This is a genomic window from Actibacterium lipolyticum, from assembly GCF_900184935.1.
Lineage (GTDB): Bacteria > Pseudomonadota > Alphaproteobacteria > Rhodobacterales > Rhodobacteraceae > Actibacterium_A > Actibacterium_A lipolyticum.
In genome coordinates, this window is the sequence record NZ_FXYE01000001.1 from 1,045,843 (window position 1) to 1,071,234 (window position 25,392).

The window sequence follows — 25,392 nt, forward strand, 5'->3', positions numbered from 1 at the left end:
ATAACTGGGCCGCCGTTGCGGCGACCCAAAGGTTAGGTTGCGGTCTTTGACAGGGCCTGATCTAGATCGGCGATCAAATCGTCTGCATCTTCGATCCCGATGGAAACACGTACCATGTTCGGTGCGGCACCTGCGGCCTCTTGCTGTTCTGGCGACAGCTGCCGGTGCGTGGTCGATGCCGAATGGATGATAAGCGACCGGGTGTCGCCAAGGTTGGCAACATGGCTGAAAATCTCGACTGAATCGACAAGCTTGACGCAGGCTTCGTAGCCGCCCTTTACAGCAAAGGTGAACAGCCCACCCGCGCCCTTGGGGCAAATGGTTTCGACCCGGTTGTGATAGGGGCTGGACGGCAAGCCAGCATAGGTCACGAAATCAACCCGCGGATCATTTTCCAACCACGTGGCAACCTTGACGGCGTTTTCAACGTGGCGCTCCATGCGCAGGCTTAGCGTTTCGATCCCCATCAGCGTGTAGTGGGCGGCTTGTGGGTTCATCGTCATCCCCAGATCGCGCAGCCCAATTGCGATACTGTGAAACGTGAACGCCAGTGGCCCAAACGTTTCGTGGAACTTCAGGCCGTGATACGCAGGCTCGGGTTCGCTGAGGGATGGGAATTTGCCAAGGGCGGACCAGTCAAACTTGCCCGAATCCACGACAGCGCCGCCGGTGACAGTGCCGTTGCCGGTCAGGTATTTGGTTGTCGAATGAACCACCAACGATGCGCCGTGTTCGATCGGGCGGCACAGATAGGGCGTGGCCGATGTGTTATCGACGATCAGTGGTACACCTGCCTCGTCCGAGATGGACGAGATCGCATCCAGATCGGTGATATAGCCGCCGGGGTTCGCGATGGATTCGCAAAAGACGGCGCGGGTGTTTTCGTCGATGGCGCGGCGCACTGCGTCCAGATCGTCGAAATCTACGAAAGTGGCGGACCAGCCAAAGCGTTTGATGGTTTGGCTGAACTGGGTGACCGTGCCGCCGTAAAGACGGGTCGAGGCAACCACATTGCACCCCGGTGCCATAAGTGGGAACAGCGCCATGATCTGGGCGGCGTGCCCCGATGAACAGCAGACCGCACCAACCCCACCTTCCAGCGTTGCAATCCGTTCCTGAAGAACAGCAACCGTTGGGTTGGTCAGGCGGGAATAGATATATCCAACCTCTTGCAGGTTAAACAAAGCGGCAGCGTGATCCGCGTCGCGAAAGACGTAAGCAGTTGTTTGGTAAATCGGTGTTTGGCGTGCACCTGTGGCCGGGTCAGGGCGTGCGCCAGCGTGAATTTGCAGCGTGTCGAAGCCGAAATTGTCGGACATAAAATTTCCTCCCTAAAGTCATTAGAGAGGAGCGTAGGCGATTGCTTAACCCTGCACAATCACGACAAGCGACGGCTGATTTCCTTTCAGGCGCGGGGCATTGATACAATCTGTGTGCCGCGCTGGGGCGCACCTTAGCGCAGCCAAAGATTGGCGCGGCGAATCTGATTTCTGATCATCTGTTCGCGCCGCGGCAAATCGTTGCGATCAAACATGGCGCGCACTTTGTGACCCTTGCCCTGATAGATCAGCCGCTTGAACGGTTCGTATTGCTTTAGAACCTTTTTGATCTTGTTGGGGGCGGTCACGGCTTCCAACACCTCAACGGCCTTGTCGCTTTCGCGGGCGTAAAGCAGGGGCAAGACGCGCCAGTGGCAACTTACATCGCCGTCCAGCCCGTCAAGCTCGGGCCCGGGTCGGCCACCGCCGAAGGATTTGATGACCAGTGGCAGGGCGACCTGATCCAGCCAAGGGTCAAGGTTTTGGCAGACCATTGGTTCAGGGCCATCATCACGGATGGTGGTGGCGTATTGCACGAACCGTTCGCCAAATTCGCGGGGACAGCGGTGAAAAAACCAACCAGCGTTAAAGTACATGTATCGCTGCCAGTATTCGTCAGGCTGTGACAGATCGAGGGTCGATTCATAATCCAACCCGAACTTGTCATAAAGCGAGCGCCAGATATCGCCGTAGCCCGGGCCATAAAGTTCAATCTGTGGCCAAGTCCCCTCGCGCCGCATGGAGGCTGAGGGACGGTCAAAATCAAACGGGACCTCTGACAACTTGCCAGTGATCAGCGTGTCGGTGTCGAAAAAGACAAACGGCTCGCCTTCGGGCAGGGCGCTTAGCCCTTCGATTTTGTTTCCGTAGGGGTAGTAGGACCCAAAATGGTGGTTCTCAAACGGAACGATTTCTGCGCCCAACGACTCAAGCAGGTTACGCACTTCGGCGTTGGCCATGCGCGGGTTATTATCCCAACGATCACCGGGCCGTGGTTCACCAATAATGAGTCGGCCCTGAAAGTCAGGGTCCGAATGGCGCAGCGACGCGGCGAACATCAGCGCCTCGTATTGCAGCCGACCGTTCTGTCCGATGATCAGAATATTGAATTTTTTGCGCGTCATGCTGATTGCGGCCAAGCCCTTGGTGTTTCGTGGCTTAGTATAGGTATCATTGGTCGCGGTCAAAACCCCGACTGCAAGACGGGCAAACGCCCGGTTCCTGCTTCGCGTGAAGCACCAATTCAGTGTTTTAACTGAGGGGGTGTTGGTGGGCGACCCTGGAATCGAACCAGGCGTGCGTCTCCGCGAGGGAGTTACAGTCCCCTGCCACACCTTGCGGCCTGTCGCCCAACGAGGAGGGGGGATATAGCCACCTTTAGGGGCCGTCAACAGGAAAATCTCTTGCGAAGTGATTGCCGACGCTGCATGTTCCGCGCTCTGCATCGAAGGGGCTTGTTGCCATGAAAAAACCGACCTGGGTAATCGACAAAGAACGCGCCAAACGCGCGGCTGCCGCCGAGACGGTTTGGCTGTTCGGGCTTCACGCGGTGCGCGATGCGCTGATGAACCCCAGACGGGAGCGTTTGCGGCTGATCGTTACGAAGAACGCCGCCGATAAACTGGCCGATGCGATTGCGCAAAGCGGGATGGAACCCGAAATGTCAGATCCGCGCCGGTTCGCCGCGCCACTGGATTCGGGTTCGGTGCACCAAGGGGCCGCGTTGGAAGTAAAGCCGTTGGATTGGGGCAAGGTCGAAGATGTGTGTGAACCGGGGCAGGGATCGCCTCGTGTTGTTTTGCTGGACCGGGTGACCGACCCGCATAACGTTGGCGCGATTCTGCGATCTGCCGAGGTGTTCGGTGCCTGTGCCGTTATCGCGCCCCACCGTCATTCTGCGCCTGAAACAGGTGCCCTTGCCAAAACCGCGTCTGGCGCGTTGGAACGGCAGCCTTATCTGCGGGTCAAGAACCTTGCCGACACGATGGAGGTGCTGCGCAAGATGGGCTATATCCTGTTCGGTCTTGATGGCGAGGCAGAGGTGACGTTGGATGCCGCGGTTGGAACGTCACGTGATTTGCCGGTCGGATTGGTGTTGGGGGCTGAAGGGCCGGGCCTGCGGGAACGCACGCGCAACACATGCGATACTTTGGTGAAAATTCCGTTTTCAGGGGAGTTTGGTTCACTTAACGTCTCGAATGCGGCGGCGGTGTCCCTATATGCTGCACGTAACTACACAGCAGAGTAACCAATGCCCAACACGCCTAGAATCGCCACTTGTTGTTATTGCGGCACGCGCGCCGCACTGATCTTGAAGGGCGACGTGCGGCACGAACTTAGTTGCAGTGCATGTGGCGCGCCGCTTCATGCGATGAAGCGATTGAAAGAGGCTGAGGGCACTCACAAAAACGTGAAAGCGCCGGTTCGGTCGGCCAGTGTGCAGCACACGTCGGAACCGAGAAAACGCAAAAAGAAGAAAAAGCCCCTTAAACGGCGGATTTTAAGCGAAGTGTTCGACATCATCGAAGACATTTTCGACTAGGCCGACGTTCATCTGTTGTTCACAGATATATTACATCCCCTAGGCATTCAGGTTTCTATACCTATCTGAATATGAGTAGGCGCGACACCGGAACTGTCGCGCTTCACTTCACTGTCCCTCGTTCCGTGACTGGCGCCCGGCCTAATTGGCCCGGGCGCTTTTTTGTGCTTAGGCTGCGCCATGGCAGATTATTCCGACGAGTTTCTGAAAACGATTCTGACGCGTGCAAAGGTGATTGCCGTGGTTGGGGTTTCAACGAATCCGGTGCGCCCCAGCTATTACGTTGCGCGGTATCTGAAATTGCGTGGCAAACGCATCATCCCGGTCAATCCCGGCCACGCTGGGAAAGAACTGTTCGGAGAGATGATTTACCCCGATCTGGAAAGCATCCCAAAGGATATTCCCGTCGATATGGTCGATATCTTTCGCCGTTCAGAACACGTGTCGCCGATTGTGGAACAAGCAATCGCGCATCTTCCCGCGCTGAAAACCGTTTGGATGCAGATAGGCGTAGAAAACGCTGACGCGGCCGAAGCGGCGCAAAACGCTGGGGTGGACGTGGTGCAAAACCGCTGCCCCAAGATCGAGATGCAGCGCCTGTTTGGCGAACTTCGCATGGGCGGTTTTGCCACCGGCGTTATTTCATCCAAGCTTTAGGAGCTATTTCCGCGCTGCTTTTTCCGCGATGCCGGATGTGCCTTCGCGCCGTTCCAGTTCGCCCATAACATCCGCCAGGCTGACATCGCGCGCAGCCAGCATGACCAGCAGGTGATACAGCACATCCGCCGCCTCGCTGGTCAGTTTGGCGGTGTCGCCTTTAGCGGCTTCGATGATCGCCTCAATCGCTTCTTCACCGAACTTTTCGGCGCATTTCTCAGGGCCTTTGGCCAGCAACTTGGCCGTCCAAGAACTGTCAGGGTCGGCGCCTTTGCGGGACTCTATCGTTTGGGCCAGTTTTTCTAGTGCGTTCATGACACCCTCATCGGGATACCGGCGTCGGCCATGTGTTTCTTGGCCTCGCCAATAGTGAAGTCACCGAAGTGAAAGATGGAGGCTGCAAGTACCGCGCTTGCGCCGCCCTTGGTGACGCCTTCGACCAAGTGATCCAGCGTGCCAACCCCACCCGATGCGATGACCGGAATATCGACCGCGTCGGAAATCGCACGGGTCAGAGGCAGGTTAAAACCGGCCCGCGTGCCGTCCCGATCCATCGAGGTTAGCAGGATTTCACCAGCACCTTTTTCAGCCACCAGCTTGGCAAATTCGACCGCGTCAATGCCGGTGGGTTTGCGACCGCCGTGTGTGAAAATTTCCCACTTGCCAGGGGAAACGGTTTTCGCGTCGATGGCAACAACGATGCACTGGCTGCCGAACTTTTGCGCGGCTTCGCGCACCACATCGGGGTTGGCCACCGCCGCAGAGTTGAAGCTGACCTTATCCGCACCGGCCAGCAACAAGGCGCGCACATCATCCGTTGTGCGAACACCGCCACCCACAGTCAGGGGCATAAAGCATTGTTCGGCTGTGCGGCGCACAAGGTCAAACATCGTGCCGCGGTTTTCGTGGGTCGCGTGAATATCAAGGAAACACAGTTCGTCCGCGCCAGCGGCGTCATAGGCCTTCGCAGCCTCAACCGGGTCGCCTGCATCAATCAGATCGACAAAATTCACACCTTTGACGACGCGCCCGTCGGCCACATCAAGGCAGGGGATGATCCGTGTTTTAAGCATTCTGCGCGGTCCTTCGCTGATCACGGGATGTTTTATGGGCAAACGCGCCCAGTGGCCAGAGGATTGGCAACGTTCCATTTTCAATACGGAGAATGCACCATGAAGCCATTTCTTTTCTTCATTCTAACCGCCCTTGGCGCCGTGCCCGGGTTCGCGGACGAAATCGTGCGCGTAAAGGCCACCGGCGACGTCACACAAACGATGAACGCGTTAGAGGCCGCCGTGACGGGGGCCGGCGCAACCGTATTTGCGCGCGTGGATCACGCTGGCGGTGCGGCGTCTGTGGATATGGAGTTGCCGCCGTCAGAGCTGTTGGTGTTCGGCAATCCAAAACTGGGCACCCCGGCGATGATCGACGACCCGCTGGCGGGGCTTTTCCTGCCGCTTAAGGTGCTGGTCTATGAAGACGCCGACGGTGTCTGGCTGGCATATGAGGCACCGGCCGAAATGCTGGATGACCTGAACATCAGCGATGACGCCACATACCTTTCGGTTATGGCAGGGGCACTGGACAAACTTACCGCTAAGGCCGCAGGCGGCTAAGCGGCGCGTTCAATCCGGCCCACCAAGCTGCGCACGATCAATATGTGGAACGGCATAACCGCCGCCAAATAGGCGCGGCCACCCAAGTTGTGGCAATGCACCCATGTACCAAGATGGCAGCGGCCATTGCTGTTTAGCACCGAGATGCGGAAGTTCAGGTGCCGGTCATCGGTGCCGAGGATAAGTTCATCTTCGGTTTCCGATAGAATTGGAAAGGCGCCGACCTTTATCCCCTCTGCCTCGGTCTTTAGTCCGAACGGGGCCATCAAAGCGTTGCGTAGCTTCAGCAGGGCGCTGGCCCACCAAGGGAACTGCATCGCAACCTCGGCCGCGTCGCGTGCGGAAAGCGTGGTTGGGCAAGAATAGCTGTCAAAGAAATCGCCTTGGGCGACGTTGGGCCAAAGGGCACTGTCTTGGGGGTGTTCTGACTTTAATACGGCCATGGGAATGCTCCGATCTAATAAAGATCAGCAAACCCTTTGGCCGTATCAAATGCGATGCGACGAATTAACCTTTAAGCGCCTTCAGCGCCCCGGCCAGATCAATTGCCCCATCGTACAAAGCCCGGCCCGAAATCGCGCCGTTCAGGGATGCGCCGCAATCGCGCAGGGCGATCAGGTCATCCAATGAAGATACCCCGCCCGAGGCGATAACTGGGATGGAAACCGCACGGGCCAGATCGGCCGTTGCCTCAATATTCGGGCCCTGCATCGCGCCGTCACGGTTGATGTCGGTATAAATGATCGCGGCAACGCCTGCGTCCTCAAACGATTTGGCCAGGTCGGTGACCATCACATCAGTTTCTTCGGCCCAGCCCTTTGTTGCGACGCGGCCATTGCGGGCGTCGATACCAACGGCAACCTTGCCGGGGAACGCTTTGGCGGCCTCGCGCACCAGATCGGGGTTTTCAACGGCGACTGTGCCAAGGATGACGCGGGCCAGACCCTTGTCCAACCAACGTTCAATCGTAGCCATATCGCGGATGCCACCGCCCAGCTGCGCGGGCACGTTGGTTTCGGCCAAAATCGCCTCAACCGCGCCGCCGTTTACCGGTTCACCTGCAAAGGCGCCGTTCAGATCAACAAGGTGCAGCCATTCGCAACCGGCATCCTGAAATGCCTTGGCTTGGGCGGCGGGATTGTCGCTGAACACGGTGGCCTGATCCATTTCGCCTTTGTAAAGGCGCACGCATTGCCCATCTTTCAGATCAATCGCGGGATAAAGGATCATTTGCGGCTACTCCTGTCTGGTTTTGGCGCTTTATGCACGGTGCAGCGGGGAATGCAACGCGGCGTGTGAACCTTACGTTACCCTTGCCTGAACGGCAGGGGCTGCGTCAGACTAAGTCAGCAACAGGGAGGATATGATGAAAAAACTCGGTCTTATCGCCGCGCTGAGCATGGCCTTGGCCACACCCGCGCTGGCTGATCCAGTACTGGGCACGTGGAAAACGCAGGTTGATGATGGGTCCTACGCCTATGTCAGCATGAAAAACTGCGGTGCCGCAATCTGTGGCGCAATTTCACGGACGTTCAATTCAGACGGCGAATACAAATCCGGCAATATCGGCAAGCAGTTGGTCTGGGACATGGTTCCGGGCAAAAGCGGCAGCTATGGCTCGGGTAAGATTTGGCAGCCGTCCACCGGCAAGGTCTATAAGTCCAAAATGTCGCTGTCTGGCGATACTTTGAAGGTTTCCGGCTGCGTTGGCCCGATCTGTAAGAAACAGACGTGGAGCCGCGTTAAGTAAGCCGCGACCCAGACTTTGATGAAAGGCGGCCCATGGGTCGCCTTTTTCGTTTTAGGGGGCCCATTTCAGGAAGTTGCCGATCATGCGCAGCCCGTTTGCCTGACTTTTTTCGGGGTGAAACTGCATCCCGATCAGGTTGTCGCGCCCGATGATCGCGGTGATATCGCCAGCATAATCAACATGGGCCAATCGCTGCGCTGGGTCAGCAACCCGGAAGTGGTACGAATGCACGAAATAGGCGTGATCGCCTGTCGCCACACCATCCAAAACCGGGTGCGGGTTGTCGATCACCAGATCGTTCCAGCCCATATGCGGCACCTTCATCGCCGGATCGCTGGGCGCGATTTTCACAACCTCGCCGCCGATCCAGTCAAAACCGGGGGTGTCTTCGTATTCCAGCCCGCGGGTGGCCAGCATTTGCATGCCTATGCAGATCCCCAAGAAGGGTTTGCCGCCCTTGATGACAGCGTCTTCAATGGCTTCGAACAGGCCGCGATGGTCAAACAGCTCTTTACGGCAAGCAGGGAACGCACCGTCGCCGGGCAGCACGATACGGTCCGCCCCACGAACGGTGTCAGGGTCAGAGGTCACGATGACATCGCCCGCGCCGGTTTCCTGCGCGACACGTTCAAACGCCTTCTGGGCCGAGTGCAGGTTGCCCGACTCGTAATCTACAATGGCTGTCAGCATCGGCGTTACAGGGCCCCTTTGGTGGAAGGGATCGCATCGGCCTTGCGCGGGTCAGTCTCAACCGCTTCACGCAGCGCGCGGGCGACCGATTTGAACGCCGCTTCGGCGATGTGGTGGCTGTTGAAACCGTGCAGTGCATCAATGTGCAACGTGATCCCGCCGTGCGTGGACAGCGCCTGAAAGAATTCGCGCACCAATTCGGTGTCGAATGTGCCGATCTTGGCGGTCGGGAAATCGACGTTCCAAATCAGAAACGGGCGCGCCGAAAGGTCCAGCGCGGTGCGTATCTGTGCATCATCCATTGCCAACAGGCACGAACCATACCGGCGGATGCCCGTTTTGTCGCCCAACGCCTTTACCAAGGCCTGACCAATGGCGATGCCGGTATCTTCGACCGTGTGGTGATCATCGATATGGTAATCACCCGTCGCGCGGATGGTCATATCAATCAGTGAGTGGCGCGAAAGCTGATCCAGCATGTGGTCAAAGAACCCAACGCCGGTCTGGTTGTCGTAAACACCTGTCCCGTCGAGGTTAATCTCGACGTTGATTTCGGTTTCGGCTGTCTTGCGTGTGATGGTTGCCGTGCGCATGGCCCACTCCTGACTATTCTTCGCGCCTTATAGGCGAGGGGGCAGGGGCCGCCAAGCCCCGCAGGGCGCAAACGAAAAAAGCACACCCGAAGGTGTGCTTTTCGTCATCCCCCAAAAGGGAGGAAATTGGAGCGGGCGAGGCGATTCGAACGCCCGACCCTAACCTTGGCAAGGTTATGCTCTACCCCTGAGCTACGCCCGCATCCTTGGGTGAGGCGGGGTTTACATCCTGCCGCGCGGGGCTGCAAGGGGGAAGTTGCGGAAATTTTCAGAGAGGGCGGTGGCAGCCCGTGTTCGACAGTTGGGGGCTTGGAACAGACCACGATAACTTAGATTTGGGCAGCGATCGCTGCCTTGTCGATTATGGACCAGACATCCTGAATTTTGCCATTTTTGAATTCGTAAAACACATTCTCTTCGAACTGAACCCGCGTTCCGTTAACGGGTAGGCCAAACAAGTTTCCGATCGGCGTGCAATCAAACGTCAGGCCGCTGGCGATCATTGGGGGCTCACAAACAAGACGTGTGATGTTGAAGGAAAGATCGGGGATCGCTTTGAAGTCTTCAACGAGCATGCTTTTGTACCCGCTCAGGCCGATGCACTTTCCGTTGTGCTGGACGTCGTCGGCCACATAGCGATGTAGGTTCACCCAATCTTGGGAATTCAGGCAGGCGATATATCCACGATAGAGGTCTGCAATTTCGTCGTGCGTCATCAAATTACCTCGGTACTTCAGCGCTATAGGTTAACAAAGCCGCGTAAGGCAATAATCGCAAGTGCACTGGCGCACGGGCATCCCCGGGTAATGGTTTAATCGCGCTGAACTATGCGCACGTCGTTCTGCGGGTCAGTTCGCTGGTCAAGCTCATAACGCCGGTAGGGAATGCCGCGATCTTTCAATTCGTCAAAAACGCGATGCGGGTTGATGCCTGCGGTCTCTTGCGTGATGGTTTGATGCCCCCCGTCGTGGAGGTGGATTTCAAACGTCGTCTCGACCGTCGTGCTTTCGTCCGTCCCTTTGGTCATCGTTTCAAGCCTGACGAGCTCGGCTATGTTGCTAAGTGGGATGTCCAGAGGGAACTGTTTGTTCGGAACTGCGGTTTCCCAGATCAGCCTGTCCTCGCTGATCGAAACTCTCCAGCGCCCCTTGGTTGAAAGCACGCGCAGCATTTTAAACAGGGTCAAAGCAAACAGAACCGCGCCGAAGATTGCCGCGATCAGAAAGACGCCGTTGGCCCACGTTGGCAAATTCTCAGCCGGGCGAATTCCGAAAAAGTAGACGGCAGGAAATGCGCATCCCGATAACAAGCTCGGGATGTGATACGCCGCGACGCGTCCACGTGATGCTTCAATGGTCGTCATGAACTTCCTCTGGCGCGTTGCCCGAACCCCAATTTACTCACTTCCTTGATGGTAAGTCATTGAAAGGGCAAACATCATTCTCGAACGGGACATGGCGTTGCCGAAACGGCGCGCCTTCGATGGTGACGGGTTTGCTGATCCGGTCCATCCGGAAGTGGCGGAAATCTTCGCGCGCGGGGTCCCATGCCACCAAATACCACAATGGCGAAAGGATGAGCATGGCTTGCGGCTCCACCTCGCGGTTGGTCTTTGCTCCTTTGGCATCGCGATATTCAAACCGAAGGTGAAACCGTTGAAGAAACGCCGTCTCGAAGGCAGGAAGCAACGCGGGATCAATCGGTTTTATATCCGATATGTCCTGTTGCGGTGACAGCCGACCAATATGCAAACAATCAAGGAACCGGCGCAAATCACGCACTTTGTCCGACGGCAGGGCCTTTTCGATCTTCGCAAGCCCCGAATCCGCCAGATCGGAAAACGGAAGGCTTTGCGCAGCACGCATCGCGGCAACGCTGATCAGAAGAGCAAACACCTCGGCCACTGACAGCCGCGCCTTGGTTTGTACCGACTGCGGGTCAAGCTGCACGCCGCCGCCGCGCCCGCTTTCGGAATGGATGACGAAGCCTTCGTCGCGCAATGCGCCGATGTCGCGCAGGATCGTGCGCCGCGAGGCGCCGACCTCTGCGGCCAGCGCGTCGATTGTTGACGTTCCATTGCGGCGCAGGCTGCGCACAATTGCATCATGGCGAAGGCGAATATTCATTTCTACAGACTAACACATTTGGTGACAAAGTTTGGCACCATTTCGTTCTATCCGTTTTTCAGGCTTTTGAAAGAAGGAGATAGCGACGATGCAACGTACCGCAGTAAACCCTTGGAACTGGTCCCTAAATCTTGGTTACAACCAAGCCGAGATTGTTACCGGTACATCGCGACAGTTGATCTGTGCTGGCCAAACGTCCGTTGATGGCGAAGGCAACCCTCAGCACCTTGGTGACATGCGCGGTCAGATCGGCTTGGCCTTGGATAACCTAGAGGCTGTGCTGCATGGCGCGAATATGGATCTAGGCAACATCATTCGGCTGGGCGTCTTCGCAACCGATGTGGATGAGGCGTTGAAGAATTTCGATCTGCTGGGGATGCGTTTTGGTCCGATCCAATGCGCGCCACCGATGACATTGCTGGGCGTTACTCGGCTTGCCATCCCCGGTTTGCTGTTCGAAATCGAGGCCACCGCAGCAGCCTGATTGGGCATCTGATGCAAACAGCCATTCAGCGATGGGCGCTGGATGGCTGCATCGCCGCAAAGCTGTTCCCGAAACGAAAAAAGCACACCCGAAGGTGTGCTTTTCGTCATCCCCCAAAAGGGAGGAAATTGGAGCGGGCGAGGCGATTCGAACGCCCGACCCTAACCTTGGCAAGGTTATGCTCTACCCCTGAGCTACGCCCGCATCCTTGGGTGAGGCATCATCTAGTAATTCAGCCGAGGGGCTGCAAGTGAAAAATGCGCCCCTCGTGCAGAAATCTGTCACCTTGCCCGTCGCTTTTGGCGAAGCAGGTTCAGCACCTCAACCGCGCCGGCGAAAACCATCGCGGCATAGATGAAGCCACGTTCGATGTGATGATGCAGCCCGTCGGCAACCAGTGCCATGCCGACCATCACCAAAAACGCCAACGCAAGCATCTTGGTCGAAGGGTGATCCTCGACGAATTTCGCAATTGGTTCTGCGGCAACCATCATTACCAAAATGGCAACGACAACGGCGGCGACCATGACTTCCAGATGATCCGCGATGCCGACGGCGGTGATGACGCTGTCCAGTGAAAACACAAGGTCCAGAACCATGATCTGAGCGATAACGGCCATGAACGAGGCCGCCACGATGCTTGAACCATGCTCTTCCTCGCCCTCAACCTCATCAAAAATCTCGGTCGCGGCCTTCCAGATCAGGAACAAGCCACCGGCCAGCAGGATCAAGTCGCGCCACGACAGGTCGAACCCGGCGACGGTGAAAAAAGGTTCTGACAGGGAAACGATCCAAGCGATCGAAAACAGCAACGCAACGCGCAGTACCAACGCGCCGGTCAGCCCGATAAAGCGTGCGCGCGCGCGCTGTTCGTGTGGAAGGCGCTGTGCGGCGATGGAAATGAAGATGACGTTATCAACGCCCAGTACGATTTCTAGCACCGTCAGGGTCAGGAAAGACGCCCAGACAGCCGGATCCGAAAAAAGCTCAATCATAATTGACCTCAGAAAAGGGCGTGGCCGATGTTGGCCAACGCAGCAATGATAATCATCAAAAAGGTCAAAACCATACCCACAATACGCGCGTTCATCTTTTGTGGCGTCGCGCCAAGGCCGATTGGGTGAAGGATCCGGCCCCCCAACAGCATTAGCCCAAGCAAATGGACGACCCAATGTGGCGCGCCCTGAAGTTCGGCCATGCCCATCAGGATCAGCGCAAGTGGCGCGTATTCGGCGCAATTGCCTTGAACGCGGATGCGTTTGCTTAGCTCTGACTGATCACCATCCCCGATCGAAACCTGTTTTTCCCGCCGGACCACAACCACGCGTGCGCTGAGGAAAACAAACAACAGGCCGATAAGGCCCGCGTACAGCGGTGTGACAGAAATCATGTGCGAGTCTCCGGTAGGGTATGTTCCTGATCGCCGGATAACGGGCATTCTGTCGGAAAACGGGGGCCCGAAGGCCCCCATCTTGTCGGTGTCGTCATAGGTTTGGCCCTTGGGCGGGCTATCTATTCGAACTCTACCAACAGGTCTTTGGCGTCGATCTGTGCGCCGGGCGTAACGTGAACGGCTTTCACCACCGCGTCGCGCTCTGCGTGGATGCCGGTTTCCATCTTCATCGCTTCGATGGTCAGCAGCATGTCGCCTTCTTTTACCTTTTGGCCGGGTGTCACAGCGACACTGGCAACCGAACCGGGCATCGGCGCGCCGATGTGACTTGGATTGCCAAGTTCCGCCTTAGGACGTTTGGCAACGGTCGCCTTGGCTTTGCGGTTGGTCACACGGATAACGCGAGGCTGGCCGTTCAGTTCAAAGAACACCTTGGCTTCGCCGTCGTCGTTGGTTTCACCAACCGCCTGCATCCGAATTTCCAGCGTCTTGCCGGGGTCGATTTCGGCGGTAATCTCTTCCCCAGGCTCCATGCCATAGAAGAACGTGCGCGTCGGCAACGTGCGCACTGGGCCATACTGTTCATGGCGCGTTGCGTAATCCGTAAAGACCTTTGGGTACATCAAGTAGCCGTTCAGGTCTTCGTTATCGATGGCCTGACCGTCCAGCTTTGCCGAAAGCTCTGCCCGGGTTGCTTCCAGATCAACCGGCTTCAAGTGCTTGCCGGGGCGGGCGAGGTTCGGTTTTTCATCCTTCAGGATCTTTTTAAGGATCGAAGCAGGGAACCCACCGGGAGGCTGGCCAAGGTTGCCGCGCATCATGTCGATCACGCTGTCTGGGAAGGACACATCGCTTTCAGGGTCTTCGACCTGCGCGCGTGTCAGGCCCTGACTGACCATCATCAGGGCCATGTCGCCAACCACTTTGGACGATGGCGTTACCTTTACGATGTCACCAAACATCTGGTTCACATCGGCATAGGTCTGCGCCACTTCGTGCCAGCGATCCTCTAGCCCCAATGAGCGTGCTTGCGCTTTCAGGTTGGTGAACTGCCCGCCGGGCATTTCGTGCAAGTAAACCTCGGATGCTGGGGCTTCCAGCCCGCTTTCGAACGCTGCGTATTGCGCGCGAACGCCTTCCCAATAGGTGCTGATTTCGCGGATCGCGCCGATATCCAGCCCGGTGTCGCGGTCAGTGTTGCGCAATGCTTCGACGATAGAGCCAAGGCAAGGCTGCGATGTCCCGCCCGAGAATGCGTCCATCGCTGTATCAACCGCATCAACGCCAGCCTCAGAGGCCGCCAAGATCGTCGCGGCCGCAATGCCCGATGTATCGTGCGTGTGGAAGTGGATCGGCAGGCCAACCTCTTCCTTCAAGGCGCGGACCAGTTGGCCAGCGGCGGCGGGTTTCAGCAGGCCTGCCATGTCTTTCAGGCCCAGAATATGCGCGCCAGCGTCCTTAAGCTCTTTACCCATCGCGACATAGTATTTCAGGTCATACTTGGCGCGGTTCGGGTCCAGAATATCGCCGGTGTAACAAATGGTGCCTTCGCAGACTTTGCCACTTTCGATCACTGCATCCATCGCGACGCGCATGTTTTCAACCCAGTTCAGGCTGTCAAACACGCGGAAGACATCAACGCCGGTTTCAGCGGCTTGTTTCACAAACGACTGCACCACGTTGTCAGGGTAGTTGGTATAGCCGACCCCGTTGGACGCACGCAAAAGCATCTGCGTCATCACGTTCGGAAGCGCACGGCGCAGGTCGCGCAGACGCTGCCATGGGCATTCCTGCAAGAAGCGATAGGCCACATCGAACGTCGCACCGCCCCAGCATTCAACGCTGAACAGGCCCGGCAAGTTGGCGGCATAGGCAGGGGCCACCGCGATCATATCAAGCGACCGCATGCGTGTGGCCAGCAAAGACTGGTGCCCGTCGCGCATCGTGGTGTCGGTCAGCAAAAGCTGCTTTTGCTCTGCCATCCAATCGGCAACGGCTTCTGGGCCGAATTCCTCGAGGATGGTGCGCGTGCCGGGAACCGGAGAACCCGTGCGCAATGCCGGAGGCTTCGGCGCCTTCAGTTCCGCTGCGGGCAGGGCGCGTCCTTCGGTTTCCGGGTGACCATTGACCGTGATGTCCGCGACATAGGTCAGAATCTTGGTCGCACGGTCTTTGCGACGCTCAAACTGGAACAATTCAGGCGTCTGGTCGATGAATTTGGTGTGGTATTCGTTGTTCAGAAACGTCGGATGTTTCAGCAGGTTTTCAACAAAAGCGATGTTGGTTGAAACCCCGCGAATACGGAATTCACGCAGCGCGCGATCCATCCGCGCGATGGCGGCTTCTGGCGTTGGGGCCCATGCTGTGACCTTGGTCAGCAGGCTGTCGTAGTAGCGCGTGATAACTGCGCCGGAATACGCCGTGCCACCGTCCAGACGAATGCCCATACCCGTGGCAGAACGATAAGTTGTGATCCGGCCATAGTCGGGGATGAAGTTGTTCATCGGGTCTTCGGTCGTGACGCGGCACTGCAGCGCGTGGCCCGAAAGTTCCACATCATATTGGGTTGCGACACCCGTCGCTTCGACCAAGGACTTCCCTTCGGCGATCAGAATTTGCGCGCGAACGATATCAATGCCGGTGACTTCTTCGGTGACGGTGTGTTCAACCTGCACACGTGGGTTCACCTCAATGAAGTAAAATTCGCCGGTTTCCATATCCATCAGGAATTCGACGGTGCCCGCACATTCGTAATTCACATGCTCGCAAATCTTTTTACCCAGATTACACAAGCGTTCGCGCTGGGCTGATGACAGGTACGGGGCAGGGGCGCGCTCAACCACTTTCTGGTTGCGGCGCTGAACGGAACAGTCACGTTCCCACAGGTGATAGATGTTGCCGTGGCTATCGCCCAGAATTTGCACTTCGACGTGGCGGGCGCGTTGGATCATCTTTTCCAGATAGCCTTCGCCGTTGCCAAATGCGGCTTCGGCTTCGCGGCGACCTTCGCGCACTTTTTCTTCCAACTCGTCCGGGCCTTCGATCGGGCGCATGCCGCGGCCACCGCCACCCCAGCTGGCTTTCAGCATCAGGGGGTAACCAACCTTTTCAGCTTCGGCGCGGACGACATCCATGTCATCGCCAAGGACTTCGGTCGCGGGAATAACGGGTACGCCTGCTTCAATCGCGACGCGGCGCGCGCTGGCCTTATCGCCAAGGGCGCGCATTGTTTCAGCTTTGGGGCCGATAAAGGTCAGGCCAGCTTCTTCGCAGGCTTCGACGAAATCAGGGTTTTCCGAAAGAAGGCCGTAACCGGGATGGACAGCGTCGGCGCCTGACATCTTGGCGACGCGAATGATTTCTTCGATCGACAGATAGGCGGCAACAGGGCCCATGTCTTCGCCGATGCGGTACGCCTCGTCGGCTTTGAAGCGGTGAAGGCTAAGCTTATCCTCTTCGGCATAGACCGCTACGGTCCGTTTCCCCATCTCGTTGGCTGCTCGCATAATGCGGATTGCGATTTCGCCTCGGTTGGCGATGAGGATTTTCTTGAAATCGGGCATAGCAGTCCCTCCTGTTTGCACGCGCAGCGAATTAGTATGAAGTTTCTGTAACCGGAACAACCAGTAGTAATGGGTATGCGCAGCCTTCTGTTAGCGATAACGGGCGGCGGTTGCAATGCGACCCGTTCGACAAGTGGCAATGTGGCGCGCAAATTTCATCAAGGAACATAGTGTGAACACCTCTTTTCCTTGTGCGCAAAGCGCGTTAACTTGCCCGCATGAATAGTTATGACGAAGATGACGCCTTCGAGGCGGGGGAGAAGCTTTCCCTAGCCGCGCGCGCGATGGCCGCGCGCCCGACGCCCTATCTGGATGAGCTGAACCCAGCTCAACGTGCCGCGGTTGAGGCATTGGATGGCCCGGTCTTGATGCTTGCCGGTGCAGGGACGGGGAAGACTAAGGCGCTGACAACGCGGATTGCTCATCTTTTGACAACGGGCAAGGCCCGCCCCAATGAAATCCTTTCGGTGACGTTTACCAACAAAGCCGCACGCGAAATGAAAGAGCGTGTCGCCCGCCTGTTGGGGCAAACCGTTGAGGGGATGCCATGGCTGGGCACCTTCCATTCGATCTGCGTAAAGCTGCTGCGCCGCCATGCGGAACTTGTTGGGTTAAAGTCCAATTTCACGATCCTTGATACCGATGATCAGATCCGCCTTTTGAAGCAGCTGATCGTCGCCGCCAACATCGATGAAAAACGCTGGCCTGCCAGGGCTTTGGCTGGCGTTATTGATAACTGGAAGAACCGTGCGTGGACGCCTCAGAACGTCCCGGCTGGCGAAGCTTCGGCGTTCAATCAACGCGGCGTGGAATTGTACGCTGCCTATCAGGAACGCTTGCGCACGTTGAATGCCGTGGATTTCGGCGACCTGCTTTTGCACATGGTCACCATCTTTCAAAAACACGATGACCTGCTGGCCCAATATCAAAGCTGGTTCCGCTATATTTTGGTGGACGAGTATCAGGATACGAACGTCGCCCAATACCTTTGGCTTCGCCTGCTGGCGGGGGGGCATAAAAACGTCTGCTGCGTGGGCGATGACGATCAGTCGATCTATGGCTGGCGCGGTGCAGAAGTCGGCAATATCCTTCGGTTTGAAAAGGATTTTCCCGGCGCGACGGTCGTTCGGTTGGAGCAAAACTATCGCTCTACCGCACATATTCTGGCGGCTGCATCTGGCGTGATCGACGCCAACAAAGGTCGCCTTGGCAAGACCCTCTGGACTGCGGCTGAGGGCGGCGAAAAGGTGCGCCTGATCGGCCATTGGGATGGCGAGGAAGAAGCGCGTTGGATCGGCGAAGAAGTCGAGGCAATGCAATCGGGCACGCGTGGGTTGGACCCATTTTCGCTGGATGACATGGCGATTTTGGTTCGGGCATCGCATCAAATGCGCGCGTTTGAGGATCGTTTCCTGACCATCGGCCTGCCATATCGCGTCATTGGCGGCCCTCGTTTCTACGAGCGGTTAGAGATTCGCGATGCCATGGCGTATTTCCGTATCTCAGTGTCGCCAGAGGATGATCTAGCGTTTGAGCGTATTGTGAACACGCCCAAACGCGGCCTAGGCGATAAGGCGCAACAAAAGATTCAGGCGATGGCGCGGGCGAATGGCGTGTCATTGGTCGAAGGCGCGCGGCTTTTGCTGGCGGCGAAAGGGCTTACCGGCAAAGGCGCGGCCGAACTTGGCAAGTTGTTGGATGGCATTGGCCGCTGGCATGGCGCAACGCTGGACGACACGGCCAGTCATGTCGAACTGGCCGAGGTGATTCTGGACGAGTCGGGATACACGACCTTCTGGCAGAACGACAAAACTCCCGAAGCACCCGGGCGTCTGGAAAACCTGAAAGAACTTGTGAAAGCGTTGGAGCAGTTCGAAAACCTTCAGGGTTTCTTGGAACATGTCGCGCTGATCATGGATAATGAAACGGAAGAGGCCGGCGCGAAGGTTTCAATCATGACGCTTCATGCGGCTAAGGGGCTGGAATTTCCCGCCGTTTTCTTGCCCGGATGGGAAGATGGCTTGTTCCCAAGTCAGCGTTCCATGGATGAAACCGGCCTGAAAGGCGTCGAGGAAGAGCGCCGCCTTGCCTATGTGGGCATCACAAGGGCCGAAAAGCTATGCACGATCTCTTTTGCGGCCAACCGGCGTGTCTATGGTCAGTGGCAATCGGCCCTGCCGTCGCGATTCATTGATGAATTGCCCGAAGCCCACGTAGATATTCTGACCCCGCCCGGCCTTTACGGCGGCGGGTATGGCGCGGCGGGCATGGCGAATAACATCGAACAGAAGGCCGCCTCGGCGAATGTTTACAATTCGCCCGGATGGAAACGCCTTCAGGAGCGCAGCCAATCACGCCCGACCAGTCAGCCAAAGGAAAGCCGTGGCATCGTCATTGATGCCGAGGCGGTTTCAAGCTTTACGGCTGGCAACCGGGTGTTCCATCAGAAGTTCGGATATGGAACGGTGATGGGCATCGAAGGCGACAAGCTGGACATCGAATTTGAAAAGGCGGGCGCGAAAAAGGTTGTCGCGCGCTTCGTTGTTGCCGCAGAGCGTGCGGACGACGTGCCGTTCTAACGTCTTAAGTTAACTAAGGGTTTTCGGCCCAACGGGTCAGTGCTCCGCCTTGGCTGGGCATTTCTTTTGCGTGGGGTCCAGAAAAAGAAAAACGGCGACGCCAGGGAGGAGGAGGGCGTCGCCGTTCTTTTAAGCGGGAGACCTCAGGGAGGAGGAGGAAGTCTGCCGCATCTCGGTGGAGCGTTTGCTCCGTTGTAAAAGGGCGGCGACATCAGGGAGGAGGAAGATGTCGCCGCTAAAAGCAGAAAGCCCAGGGAGGAGGAAGGACTTTCTGATCCGTATTCTTATGCGCCGTAAGCTGTTTCCTTTGCCAAGCTGCGGATCATCGAGCGGGAGATGCCCAAGTCTGCAAGCTCGCGGTTGCTTAGCGCGCCCAGTTCAGAAACAGTCTGACGATAAACGCGGCGGCGCTCCAAAGCATCGCGGGTTACCGCGATCACTTGGCGAAGCCATTCGCCGAAGCCGTTGTGCGCAACTTGGATGTGCTGTGCGTGTGCCATTGTCGTTTCCTATTCGTTTAAGCGGCGTTTGTTGTGTCGCTCGCTGTTGATCCAAAGATACGATTTTTCTGCGACTGCACAACGAATGTTTGGACAATGCCGCCATGCAGCAATTGCATAAGTGTTGCTGACGTAATATTGGGCGCATCGCTTGAGATCAGTGCAGGAATAGTTTGCTCTTGCCCTTGGTTTCGCGGTGGCCATGTTACAGGTAACCAAAAGGAGCCTATGCGATGTCGATCTCTCGTGACGTCATTCTTGACACATTGAAACTGTTATCACTGCCCGGCGGGGGTGATTTGGTGTCAAACGACATGATCCGCGCGCTTACGATCGAAGGTGAATCGGTGCGGTTTGTGATTGAGGTTGCGGATCCAGAAGCGGCTGTTGCAATGGATTCGGTGCGCAAGGCCGCGGAAGAAGCCATTCGTCGGTTGCATGGCGTTTCGGACGTGTCCGTCGTGATGACCGCGCATGGCCCAGCCAAAAAGGCGGCACCACCCGCTGCCGAGGCACCCAGTTTGAAAATTGGACGCCATCCCACCCAAGGCGGCGTGCAGAAGGTCAGTGGCGTTGATCGCATTCTGGCCGTTGCGTCCGGCAAGGGTGGTGTGGGCAAGTCCACGGTGTCGTCCAACCTCGCGGTGGCTTTGGCCAAGCAGGGGCGGCGGGTCGGTTTGTTGGATGCCGATATATATGGCCCCTCGCAGCCGCGCATGATGGGTGTCTCCAAGCGCCCCGGTTCGCCAGACGGGAAAACCATCATCCCACTTCAGGCGCATGGCGTGACAATGATGTCCATCGGCCTGATGGTTGACCCGGATCAGGCTGTTGTTTGGCGTGGCCCGATGCTGATGGGCGCGTTGCAGCAGATGCTGGGTCAGGTGGAGTGGGGCGAGTTGGACGTTCTTATTGTCGATCTGCCACCGGGCACTGGTGACGTGCAGATGACGCTGTGTCAGCGGACCCAGTTGACGGGGGCGTTGGTCGTGTCCACTCCGCAAGATGTGGCGCTGCTGGATGCGCGCAAGGCAATCGACATGTTCGCAAAGCTGAAAGCCCCGGTTCTGGGGCTGATTGAAAACATGTCTATGTATATATGTCCCAGCTGCGGGCACGAGGCGCATATCTTTGGCCACGGCGGTGTCCGGGCGGAGGCTGAAAAGATCGGCGTGCCTTTCTTGGGCGAGCTGCCTTTGGACATTGAGGTTCGTCAAGCGGGTGACGCAGGCGTGCCTGTCGCGGCGGGTGATGGCCCCTTGGCAGAGGCTTACGCGGCCTTGGCGGCGCGGCTGGTGGCGGGCGGCATGGCCTAAGCGCACATTCAGTGGGAATTTGTGGGAGCGGCGGTCAATTTGGCCGCCGCTTTTCCGAATCAGCTGAAATCCTGTCTGAAAATGGTGGGAAAACGGTCGTTTGTCGGCTTGCGAGTCGGGTTCTCTGGGCCACGATCTGAAAATTTTTGAAATTTTTGGGAATTTGTGGGAACTGCTGCGCCGGCTGGCGCTTGTCTATATCTAGCGGAAGCTTGTTCATTGTAGCACTAATTGAGCCAAGGTTTGTCGATTTGAGCCACAATCCCTTGTGTTGGGGCGCCTAGCAAAACAGCATGTAGTGGTGAATTCCCGTGAAAATCTGTTGATTTCCATGAATTCCCATGGCATCCCTAGTTCATCGGATGAGAACGGGCTTATAGGGGCAAATAAAGAACCCCGAACAAAGGCACCAAGTCAGGTTTCATACAGGCACCCGCTTTCACCGAACTAAAAGATCCGGCGCGTGAGCGAGCAGACATCCCCCCAGGTGGCATGCGCAGTCGGGCACCCAGTGATGGGACGAGGGCGGCGGATTGGGCAGTGGCAGCAGCTCAATCCGCCGTTTTCGTTTCCGGACCGAAAAGTGGCAATTTGATAGGAGCGTCGGGACAGTGGCGCGCAGGTTCAGAGGCGAATACACCTTTAAGGTGGACACGAAGGGCAGGGTTTCGATCCCAGCCCATTTTCGCCGTGTGCTTGAAGCGGGTGATCCAAATTGGACCGATGGTCTGCGTCCCGAATTGGTCATCGTTTATGGTGACCACCGCCGCAAATTCCTGGAAGTTTACACAATCGAAGCGATCGACGAGGTCTCTGATCAGATCGAAGACATGCAGCGCGGTTCGCCAGAACGCCGTATGTTGGAACGCTTGATCAACGGCCAATCCCACCCGACAGAGGTTGATGGCGATGGTCGTCTTGTGCTGCCCCAAAAGCTCCGCGAGAAAATTGGCCTTGAAAAAGAGGCGTTCTTTATCGCATCAGGCGACACTTTCCAGATTTGGAAGCCTGAAACCTTTGAAGCAGAGAATGCTGTTTATATGGATGCGCTAGAGGATGAATACCCAGAGGACTTTGATCCACTGACCCTTTTGCCGCCCAAGAAGAAAGGGGACTAGGCGATGGCCGCAGATGCCCGCCCCGTTTCCGATGACCGCCCTCATGTCCCAGTCCTATTGCGCCCGCTTTTGGCGGCTGTCGCGCCAATCGAAGGTGTTTGGCTGGATGGCACATTCGGGGCGGGGGGATATTCCATCGGGTTGCTAGAGGCCGGTGCCGAAAAGGTTATCGGCGTTGATCGTGACCCGGCCGTGTTCAAGATGGCCGAAAAATGGGCCGCCGAATACGGTGATCGCCTGCAACTGGTCGAAGGCACGTTTTCGCAGCTTGATACATATAGTGACGCGCCCTTGGATGGCGTGGTGCTGGATCTTGGTGTTTCGTCCATGCAGCTGGATCAGGCCGAGCGTGGCTTTTCGTTTATGAAAGACGGCCCGCTTGATATGCGGATGAGCCAATCCGGCCCCTCTGCTGCCGATCTGGTGAACGAAGCGGATGAAAGCGCCTTGGCTGACATTCTTTATCATTATGGCGAAGAACGCGCATCCCGCCGGATTGCGCGCAAAATCGTTGAGACACGGAAAACCGAACCATTTGAAACAACCGCGCAGCTTGTTGCGGTGATCGAACGGTGTTTGCCGCGCCCCAAGCCGGGGCAAAGCCATCCGGCCACACGCTCTTTTCAGGCGATCCGTATCGCGGTGAATGACGAACTGGGCGAACTGGTTGAGGGGCTGTGTGCCGCTGAACGCGCGCTGAAGCCCGGCGGCAAGCTGGCGGTTGTGACGTTCCATTCTATCGAAGACCGGATCGTAAAGCGGTATCTTCAGGCGCGGTCTGGCGGGGGCGGGCGGGCCAACCGCTATGCCCCAGAGATTGAACAAGAAACGCCACAGTTCAAATTGTTGTCACGTCGGGCAATCGGCCCGGATGACGAAGAGTTAGAGGTGAACCCAAGGGCGCGTTCGGCGAAGCTGCGTGTGGCAGTGCGTACCGAAGCCCCCGCAGGGGATGTGGACCGGGCAGGCCTTGGCCTTCCGGGGGTTATGGCAGGGGGTAAAAGGTAATGCGCAGCCTGTTTTACGTGCTTTCCGCGCTGGCGGTCATGGGGCTGGCCTTCTGGGCCTATCGTGAAAATTACGAGACCCAGCAAGCGATGAAAGAAACCGACGCATTGCAGCGTGATATCGCGCGGATGCGGGCCTCTCTTGCGATGCTGCGCGCCGAATGGGCGTATCTGAACCGCCCTGATCGGCTGCGTGAACTGGCGGATCTGAATTTCGAACGGCTTGGCCTGCTTCCGCTTATGCCAGAACAGTTCGGCCTAATTGATCAAGTCGCGTACCCTTCGACAGAGCTGCCTCCGATTGTTGATCCGATCGACGTGATTGGCCTGCGGGAGGATTACCCATGATCCGCACCCCCCTTCGCCCACTGGCCCGTATTCTAGAGGCGCGCGCAAAAGGGGAGAACCCCGACGCGATTGAGCGTGAAAACCTGCGCCTGCGCCACGAACAAATGCGCGACCAGTCGCGCAGCCGTGCCGAAGGGCGTTTGCTGATCTTGGGCGTGCTGTTCTTTTGCGCCTATGCCGCCGTTGGTGCCCGTATGGGGGTTTTGGCTGCGTCGGAACCGCATGAACCGCGCGCGGCGGCCTCGGGTGCGGCGATCACCGCGCAGCGCGCCGATATCACTGACCGGAACGGGCGCATTCTGGCGACCAACTTGGCGACTCATTCGCTTTATGCGCAGCCGCCGATGATGATCGACAAAGAGCGCGCGGCGAAAGCTTTGGTCGCGATCTTCCCGGACCTGAAAGAAGAAAAGCTGCTGGAGCAATTTACGGGTAAGCGTAAGTTCTTGTGGATCAAAAAGAAAATCAGCCCCGAGCAGATGCAGCTTGTGCATGACATCGGTGATCCCGGCCTTCTGTTTGGCCCGCGTGAGATGCGGCTTTACCCGAATGGCAGGCTTGCCGCGCACGTGCTTGGTGGTTTCGGCTTTGGCCGTGAAGGCGTGCATTCGGCCGAAGTGATTGGCACCGCCGGTGTGGAAAAGGCGTTCGACGATTACCTGCGTGACCCGGCGAACGGCGGGCAAGCGCTTCGCCTGTCGCTGGACCTGTCCGTTCAGGCGGCGACGCGCCGTGTTCTTTACGGCGGCATGAAACTGATGAACGCCAAGGGTGCGACCGCCGTCATGATGGACGCGCACACCGGAGAGATCATCACCCTTGTTTCGTTGCCCGACTTTGACCCGAATGATCGTCCTCGTCCGTTGTTGGAGGGGGACCAGTCCGACAGCCCGCTGTTCAACCGCGCGGTTCAGGGCGTGTATGAGCTTGGCTCGACCTTCAAGATCTTTACGGCCGCGCAGGCGATCGAACTTGGCTTGGCCAACGCCAACACGCTGGTTGATGCAGATGCGCCGATGAAATGGGGCAAGCACAAGATCCGCGAGTTCCAGAACAAGAACTATGGCCCGCTGCTGTCCGTTACAGATGTGATTGTGAAATCGTCGAACGTGGGGACCGCAAAGATGGCCCTGCAAATTGGCGCACAACGCCAGCAGGATTTCCTGCGCGAATTGGGTTTCTTTGAGGCCACGCCGGTTGAATTGGTCGAAGCGCCGGGTGCCAAGCCACTGTTGCCGCAACGCTGGGCCGATATTACCACCATCACCGCATCTTACGGTCACGGCCTTTCGGCAAGCCCGCTTCACCTTGCGACGGCCTATGCGTCGCTGCTGAATGGTGGGACCAAGGTCAAACCGACGCTTCTGGCCGGTGGTCGCCCCGCAACGGGTGAACGGGTTGTGTCAGAACAAACCTCTGCCGCGTCCCGCGATATGCTGCGTGCTGTCGTTTCCCGTGGGACTGCCAGCTTTGGGGACGTGCCGGGATATTCCGTGGGTGGCAAGACAGGAACCGCCGACAAGCCAAAGCCGCGTGGCGGGTATTACAAAGACAAAGTCATCGCGACCTTTGCCAGTGTCTTCCCAACCGATGATCCCAAATATGTTCTGGTGGTAACGCTCGATGAACCCGAAGAAACCTCGGGCGCGAAACCACGCCGTACAGCAGGTTGGACAGCTGTTCCCGTGGCCGCGGAAATCATTCGCCGCACCGCGCCGCTGCTTGGACTAAGACCAGAGATTGAACCCCAGCCCGGCTTCGGGGTAACACTCACCGGCAACTGACAAGCCT

At 57.4% G+C, this 25,392-nt stretch carries 27 protein-coding genes and 3 tRNA genes; 12 read left to right on the forward strand and 18 right to left on the reverse strand.

The window, feature by feature from the left end:
- Positions 1-32: 32 nt before the first annotated feature.
- The 3 genes from COL8621_RS05230 to COL8621_RS19090 form a co-directional block, all read right to left on the reverse strand.
- Entirely contained in the window at positions 33-1,319 is a 1,287-nt protein-coding gene (locus tag COL8621_RS05230; protein ID WP_093966228.1) for an O-acetylhomoserine aminocarboxypropyltransferase/cysteine synthase family protein, read from the reverse strand.
- A 134-nt stretch (positions 1,320-1,453) separates the two neighbouring features.
- Complete coding sequence (locus tag COL8621_RS05235; RefSeq protein ID WP_093966931.1) at positions 1,454-2,443, reverse strand: GT-B fold glycosyltransferase domain-containing protein; 990 nt, start codon at positions 2,441-2,443, stop codon at positions 1,454-1,456.
- 143 nt (positions 2,444-2,586) lie between these two features.
- A tRNA-Tyr gene (locus COL8621_RS19090) sits at positions 2,587-2,670 on the reverse strand.
- 111 nt (positions 2,671-2,781) lie between these two features.
- On the opposite strand from COL8621_RS19090, the gene rlmB reads away from it, so the two are divergent.
- From rlmB to COL8621_RS05250, 3 genes are all read left to right on the forward strand, one after another.
- The gene (rlmB, locus tag COL8621_RS05240; RefSeq protein WP_093966932.1) at positions 2,782-3,567 is read left to right on the forward strand and encodes a 23S rRNA (guanosine(2251)-2'-O)-methyltransferase RlmB; all 786 of its coding nucleotides are present in this window, start codon (positions 2,782-2,784) and stop codon (positions 3,565-3,567) included.
- 3 nt (positions 3,568-3,570) lie between these two features.
- Positions 3,571-3,861, forward strand: coding sequence for a hypothetical protein (locus tag COL8621_RS05245; RefSeq protein ID WP_093966229.1), 291 nt, complete (start codon positions 3,571-3,573; stop codon positions 3,859-3,861).
- Positions 3,862-4,041: 180 nt separating this feature from the next.
- A complete protein-coding gene (locus COL8621_RS05250) occupies positions 4,042-4,518 on the forward strand; it encodes a CoA-binding protein (RefSeq protein ID WP_093966230.1) in 477 nt (158 codons plus the stop codon).
- 3 nt (positions 4,519-4,521) lie between these two features.
- Here COL8621_RS05250 and COL8621_RS05255 read toward each other — a convergent pair whose 3' ends face one another.
- Both COL8621_RS05255 and hisF read right to left on the reverse strand, forming a co-directional pair.
- Positions 4,522-4,833 carry a phosphoribosyl-ATP diphosphatase gene (locus COL8621_RS05255; protein ID WP_093966231.1) on the reverse strand — a complete coding sequence of 104 codons (312 nt, stop codon included), beginning with the start codon at positions 4,831-4,833 and terminating at the stop codon, positions 4,522-4,524.
- Positions 4,830-5,591 (reverse strand): imidazole glycerol phosphate synthase subunit HisF, encoded by a 762-nt coding sequence (gene hisF / locus COL8621_RS05260; protein WP_093966933.1) that lies wholly within the window; start codon positions 5,589-5,591, stop codon positions 4,830-4,832. The genes COL8621_RS05255 and hisF overlap by 4 nt, the downstream gene beginning before the upstream one ends.
- 99 nt (positions 5,592-5,690) lie before the next feature.
- On the opposite strand from hisF, the gene COL8621_RS05265 reads away from it, so the two are divergent.
- Complete coding sequence (locus tag COL8621_RS05265) at positions 5,691-6,134, forward strand: DUF302 domain-containing protein (RefSeq protein ID WP_093966232.1); 444 nt, start codon at positions 5,691-5,693, stop codon at positions 6,132-6,134.
- Here the strand turns inward: COL8621_RS05265 and COL8621_RS05270 are convergent.
- Both COL8621_RS05270 and hisA read right to left on the reverse strand, forming a co-directional pair.
- On the reverse strand, positions 6,131-6,577 hold the full coding sequence (locus COL8621_RS05270; RefSeq protein WP_093966233.1) for a DUF2867 domain-containing protein: 447 nt from the start codon (positions 6,575-6,577) through the stop codon (positions 6,131-6,133). The two genes, COL8621_RS05265 and COL8621_RS05270, sit on opposite strands and share 4 nt — an antisense overlap.
- Positions 6,578-6,641: 64 nt before the next feature.
- The gene (hisA, locus tag COL8621_RS05275; RefSeq protein ID WP_093966234.1) at positions 6,642-7,364 is read right to left on the reverse strand and encodes a 1-(5-phosphoribosyl)-5-[(5-phosphoribosylamino)methylideneamino]imidazole-4-carboxamide isomerase; all 723 of its coding nucleotides are present in this window, start codon (positions 7,362-7,364) and stop codon (positions 6,642-6,644) included.
- A 136-nt stretch (positions 7,365-7,500) separates the two neighbouring features.
- Here hisA and COL8621_RS05280 point away from each other — a divergent pair, with 136 nt between their 5' ends.
- Positions 7,501-7,884 carry a DUF2147 domain-containing protein gene (locus COL8621_RS05280; protein ID WP_093966235.1) on the forward strand — a complete coding sequence of 128 codons (384 nt, stop codon included), beginning with the start codon at positions 7,501-7,503 and terminating at the stop codon, positions 7,882-7,884.
- Positions 7,885-7,935: 51 nt separating this feature from the next.
- On the opposite strand, the gene hisH is transcribed toward COL8621_RS05280, so the two are convergent.
- From hisH to COL8621_RS05310, 6 genes are all read right to left on the reverse strand, one after another.
- Positions 7,936-8,574 carry an imidazole glycerol phosphate synthase subunit HisH gene (gene hisH / locus COL8621_RS05285; protein WP_093966236.1) on the reverse strand — a complete coding sequence of 213 codons (639 nt, stop codon included), beginning with the start codon at positions 8,572-8,574 and terminating at the stop codon, positions 7,936-7,938.
- 5 nt (positions 8,575-8,579) lie between these two features.
- Positions 8,580-9,167 (reverse strand): imidazoleglycerol-phosphate dehydratase HisB, encoded by a 588-nt coding sequence (gene hisB / locus COL8621_RS05290; RefSeq protein ID WP_093966237.1) that lies wholly within the window; start codon positions 9,165-9,167, stop codon positions 8,580-8,582.
- A 127-nt stretch (positions 9,168-9,294) separates the two neighbouring features.
- A tRNA-Gly gene (locus COL8621_RS05295) sits at positions 9,295-9,369 on the reverse strand.
- Positions 9,370-9,496: 127 nt separating this feature from the next.
- A complete protein-coding gene (locus tag COL8621_RS05300) occupies positions 9,497-9,883 on the reverse strand; it encodes an ester cyclase (protein WP_093966238.1) in 387 nt (128 codons plus the stop codon).
- Positions 9,884-9,978: 95 nt separating this feature from the next.
- Positions 9,979-10,530, reverse strand: coding sequence for a hypothetical protein (locus COL8621_RS05305; RefSeq protein ID WP_093966239.1), 552 nt, complete (start codon positions 10,528-10,530; stop codon positions 9,979-9,981).
- A 37-nt stretch (positions 10,531-10,567) separates the two neighbouring features.
- Positions 10,568-11,293 (reverse strand): helix-turn-helix transcriptional regulator, encoded by a 726-nt coding sequence (locus COL8621_RS05310; RefSeq protein WP_093966240.1) that lies wholly within the window; start codon positions 11,291-11,293, stop codon positions 10,568-10,570.
- A gap of 88 nt (positions 11,294-11,381) precedes the next feature.
- Between COL8621_RS05310 and COL8621_RS05315 the strand changes: the two genes are divergently transcribed.
- Positions 11,382-11,777 carry a RidA family protein gene (locus COL8621_RS05315; RefSeq protein WP_093966241.1) on the forward strand — a complete coding sequence of 132 codons (396 nt, stop codon included), beginning with the start codon at positions 11,382-11,384 and terminating at the stop codon, positions 11,775-11,777.
- Between the two features lie 129 nt (positions 11,778-11,906).
- On the opposite strand, the gene COL8621_RS05320 is transcribed toward COL8621_RS05315, so the two are convergent.
- From COL8621_RS05320 to COL8621_RS05335, 4 genes are all read right to left on the reverse strand, one after another.
- Positions 11,907-11,981: transfer RNA gene (locus COL8621_RS05320), tRNA-Gly, on the reverse strand.
- Positions 11,982-12,058: 77 nt separating this feature from the next.
- A complete protein-coding gene (locus COL8621_RS05325; protein ID WP_093966242.1) occupies positions 12,059-12,772 on the reverse strand; it encodes a TerC family protein in 714 nt (237 codons plus the stop codon).
- Positions 12,773-12,780: 8 nt separating this feature from the next.
- Positions 12,781-13,167 carry an MAPEG family protein gene (locus COL8621_RS05330; RefSeq protein WP_093966243.1) on the reverse strand — a complete coding sequence of 129 codons (387 nt, stop codon included), beginning with the start codon at positions 13,165-13,167 and terminating at the stop codon, positions 12,781-12,783.
- A 122-nt stretch (positions 13,168-13,289) separates the two neighbouring features.
- Complete coding sequence (locus COL8621_RS05335; RefSeq protein WP_093966244.1) at positions 13,290-16,733, reverse strand: pyruvate carboxylase; 3,444 nt, start codon at positions 16,731-16,733, stop codon at positions 13,290-13,292.
- Between the two features lie 218 nt (positions 16,734-16,951).
- Here COL8621_RS05335 and COL8621_RS05340 point away from each other — a divergent pair, with 218 nt between their 5' ends.
- A complete protein-coding gene (locus COL8621_RS05340; RefSeq protein WP_093966245.1) occupies positions 16,952-19,312 on the forward strand; it encodes an ATP-dependent helicase in 2,361 nt (786 codons plus the stop codon).
- A gap of 284 nt (positions 19,313-19,596) precedes the next feature.
- Here COL8621_RS05340 and COL8621_RS05345 read toward each other — a convergent pair whose 3' ends face one another.
- On the reverse strand, positions 19,597-19,812 hold the full coding sequence (locus tag COL8621_RS05345) for a DUF1127 domain-containing protein (RefSeq protein WP_093966246.1): 216 nt from the start codon (positions 19,810-19,812) through the stop codon (positions 19,597-19,599).
- A gap of 233 nt (positions 19,813-20,045) precedes the next feature.
- Between COL8621_RS05345 and COL8621_RS05350 the strand changes: the two genes are divergently transcribed.
- From COL8621_RS05350 to COL8621_RS05370, 5 genes are all read left to right on the forward strand, one after another.
- Positions 20,046-21,128, forward strand: a complete 1,083-nt coding sequence (locus COL8621_RS05350) for an Mrp/NBP35 family ATP-binding protein (protein WP_093966247.1) — start codon at positions 20,046-20,048, stop codon at positions 21,126-21,128.
- Positions 21,129-21,739: 611 nt separating this feature from the next.
- The gene (gene mraZ, locus COL8621_RS05355) at positions 21,740-22,246 is read left to right on the forward strand and encodes a division/cell wall cluster transcriptional repressor MraZ (protein ID WP_093966248.1); all 507 of its coding nucleotides are present in this window, start codon (positions 21,740-21,742) and stop codon (positions 22,244-22,246) included.
- A 3-nt stretch (positions 22,247-22,249) separates the two neighbouring features.
- On the forward strand, positions 22,250-23,254 hold the full coding sequence (gene rsmH, locus COL8621_RS05360; protein ID WP_093966249.1) for a 16S rRNA (cytosine(1402)-N(4))-methyltransferase RsmH: 1,005 nt from the start codon (positions 22,250-22,252) through the stop codon (positions 23,252-23,254).
- On the forward strand, positions 23,254-23,601 hold the full coding sequence (ftsL, locus tag COL8621_RS05365) for a cell division protein FtsL (RefSeq protein WP_093966250.1): 348 nt from the start codon (positions 23,254-23,256) through the stop codon (positions 23,599-23,601). Before rsmH ends, ftsL begins: the two co-directional genes overlap by 1 nt.
- Entirely contained in the window at positions 23,598-25,385 is a 1,788-nt protein-coding gene (locus tag COL8621_RS05370) for a peptidoglycan D,D-transpeptidase FtsI family protein (protein WP_093966251.1), read from the forward strand. Before ftsL ends, COL8621_RS05370 begins: the two co-directional genes overlap by 4 nt.
- Positions 25,386-25,392 lie beyond the last annotated feature (7 nt).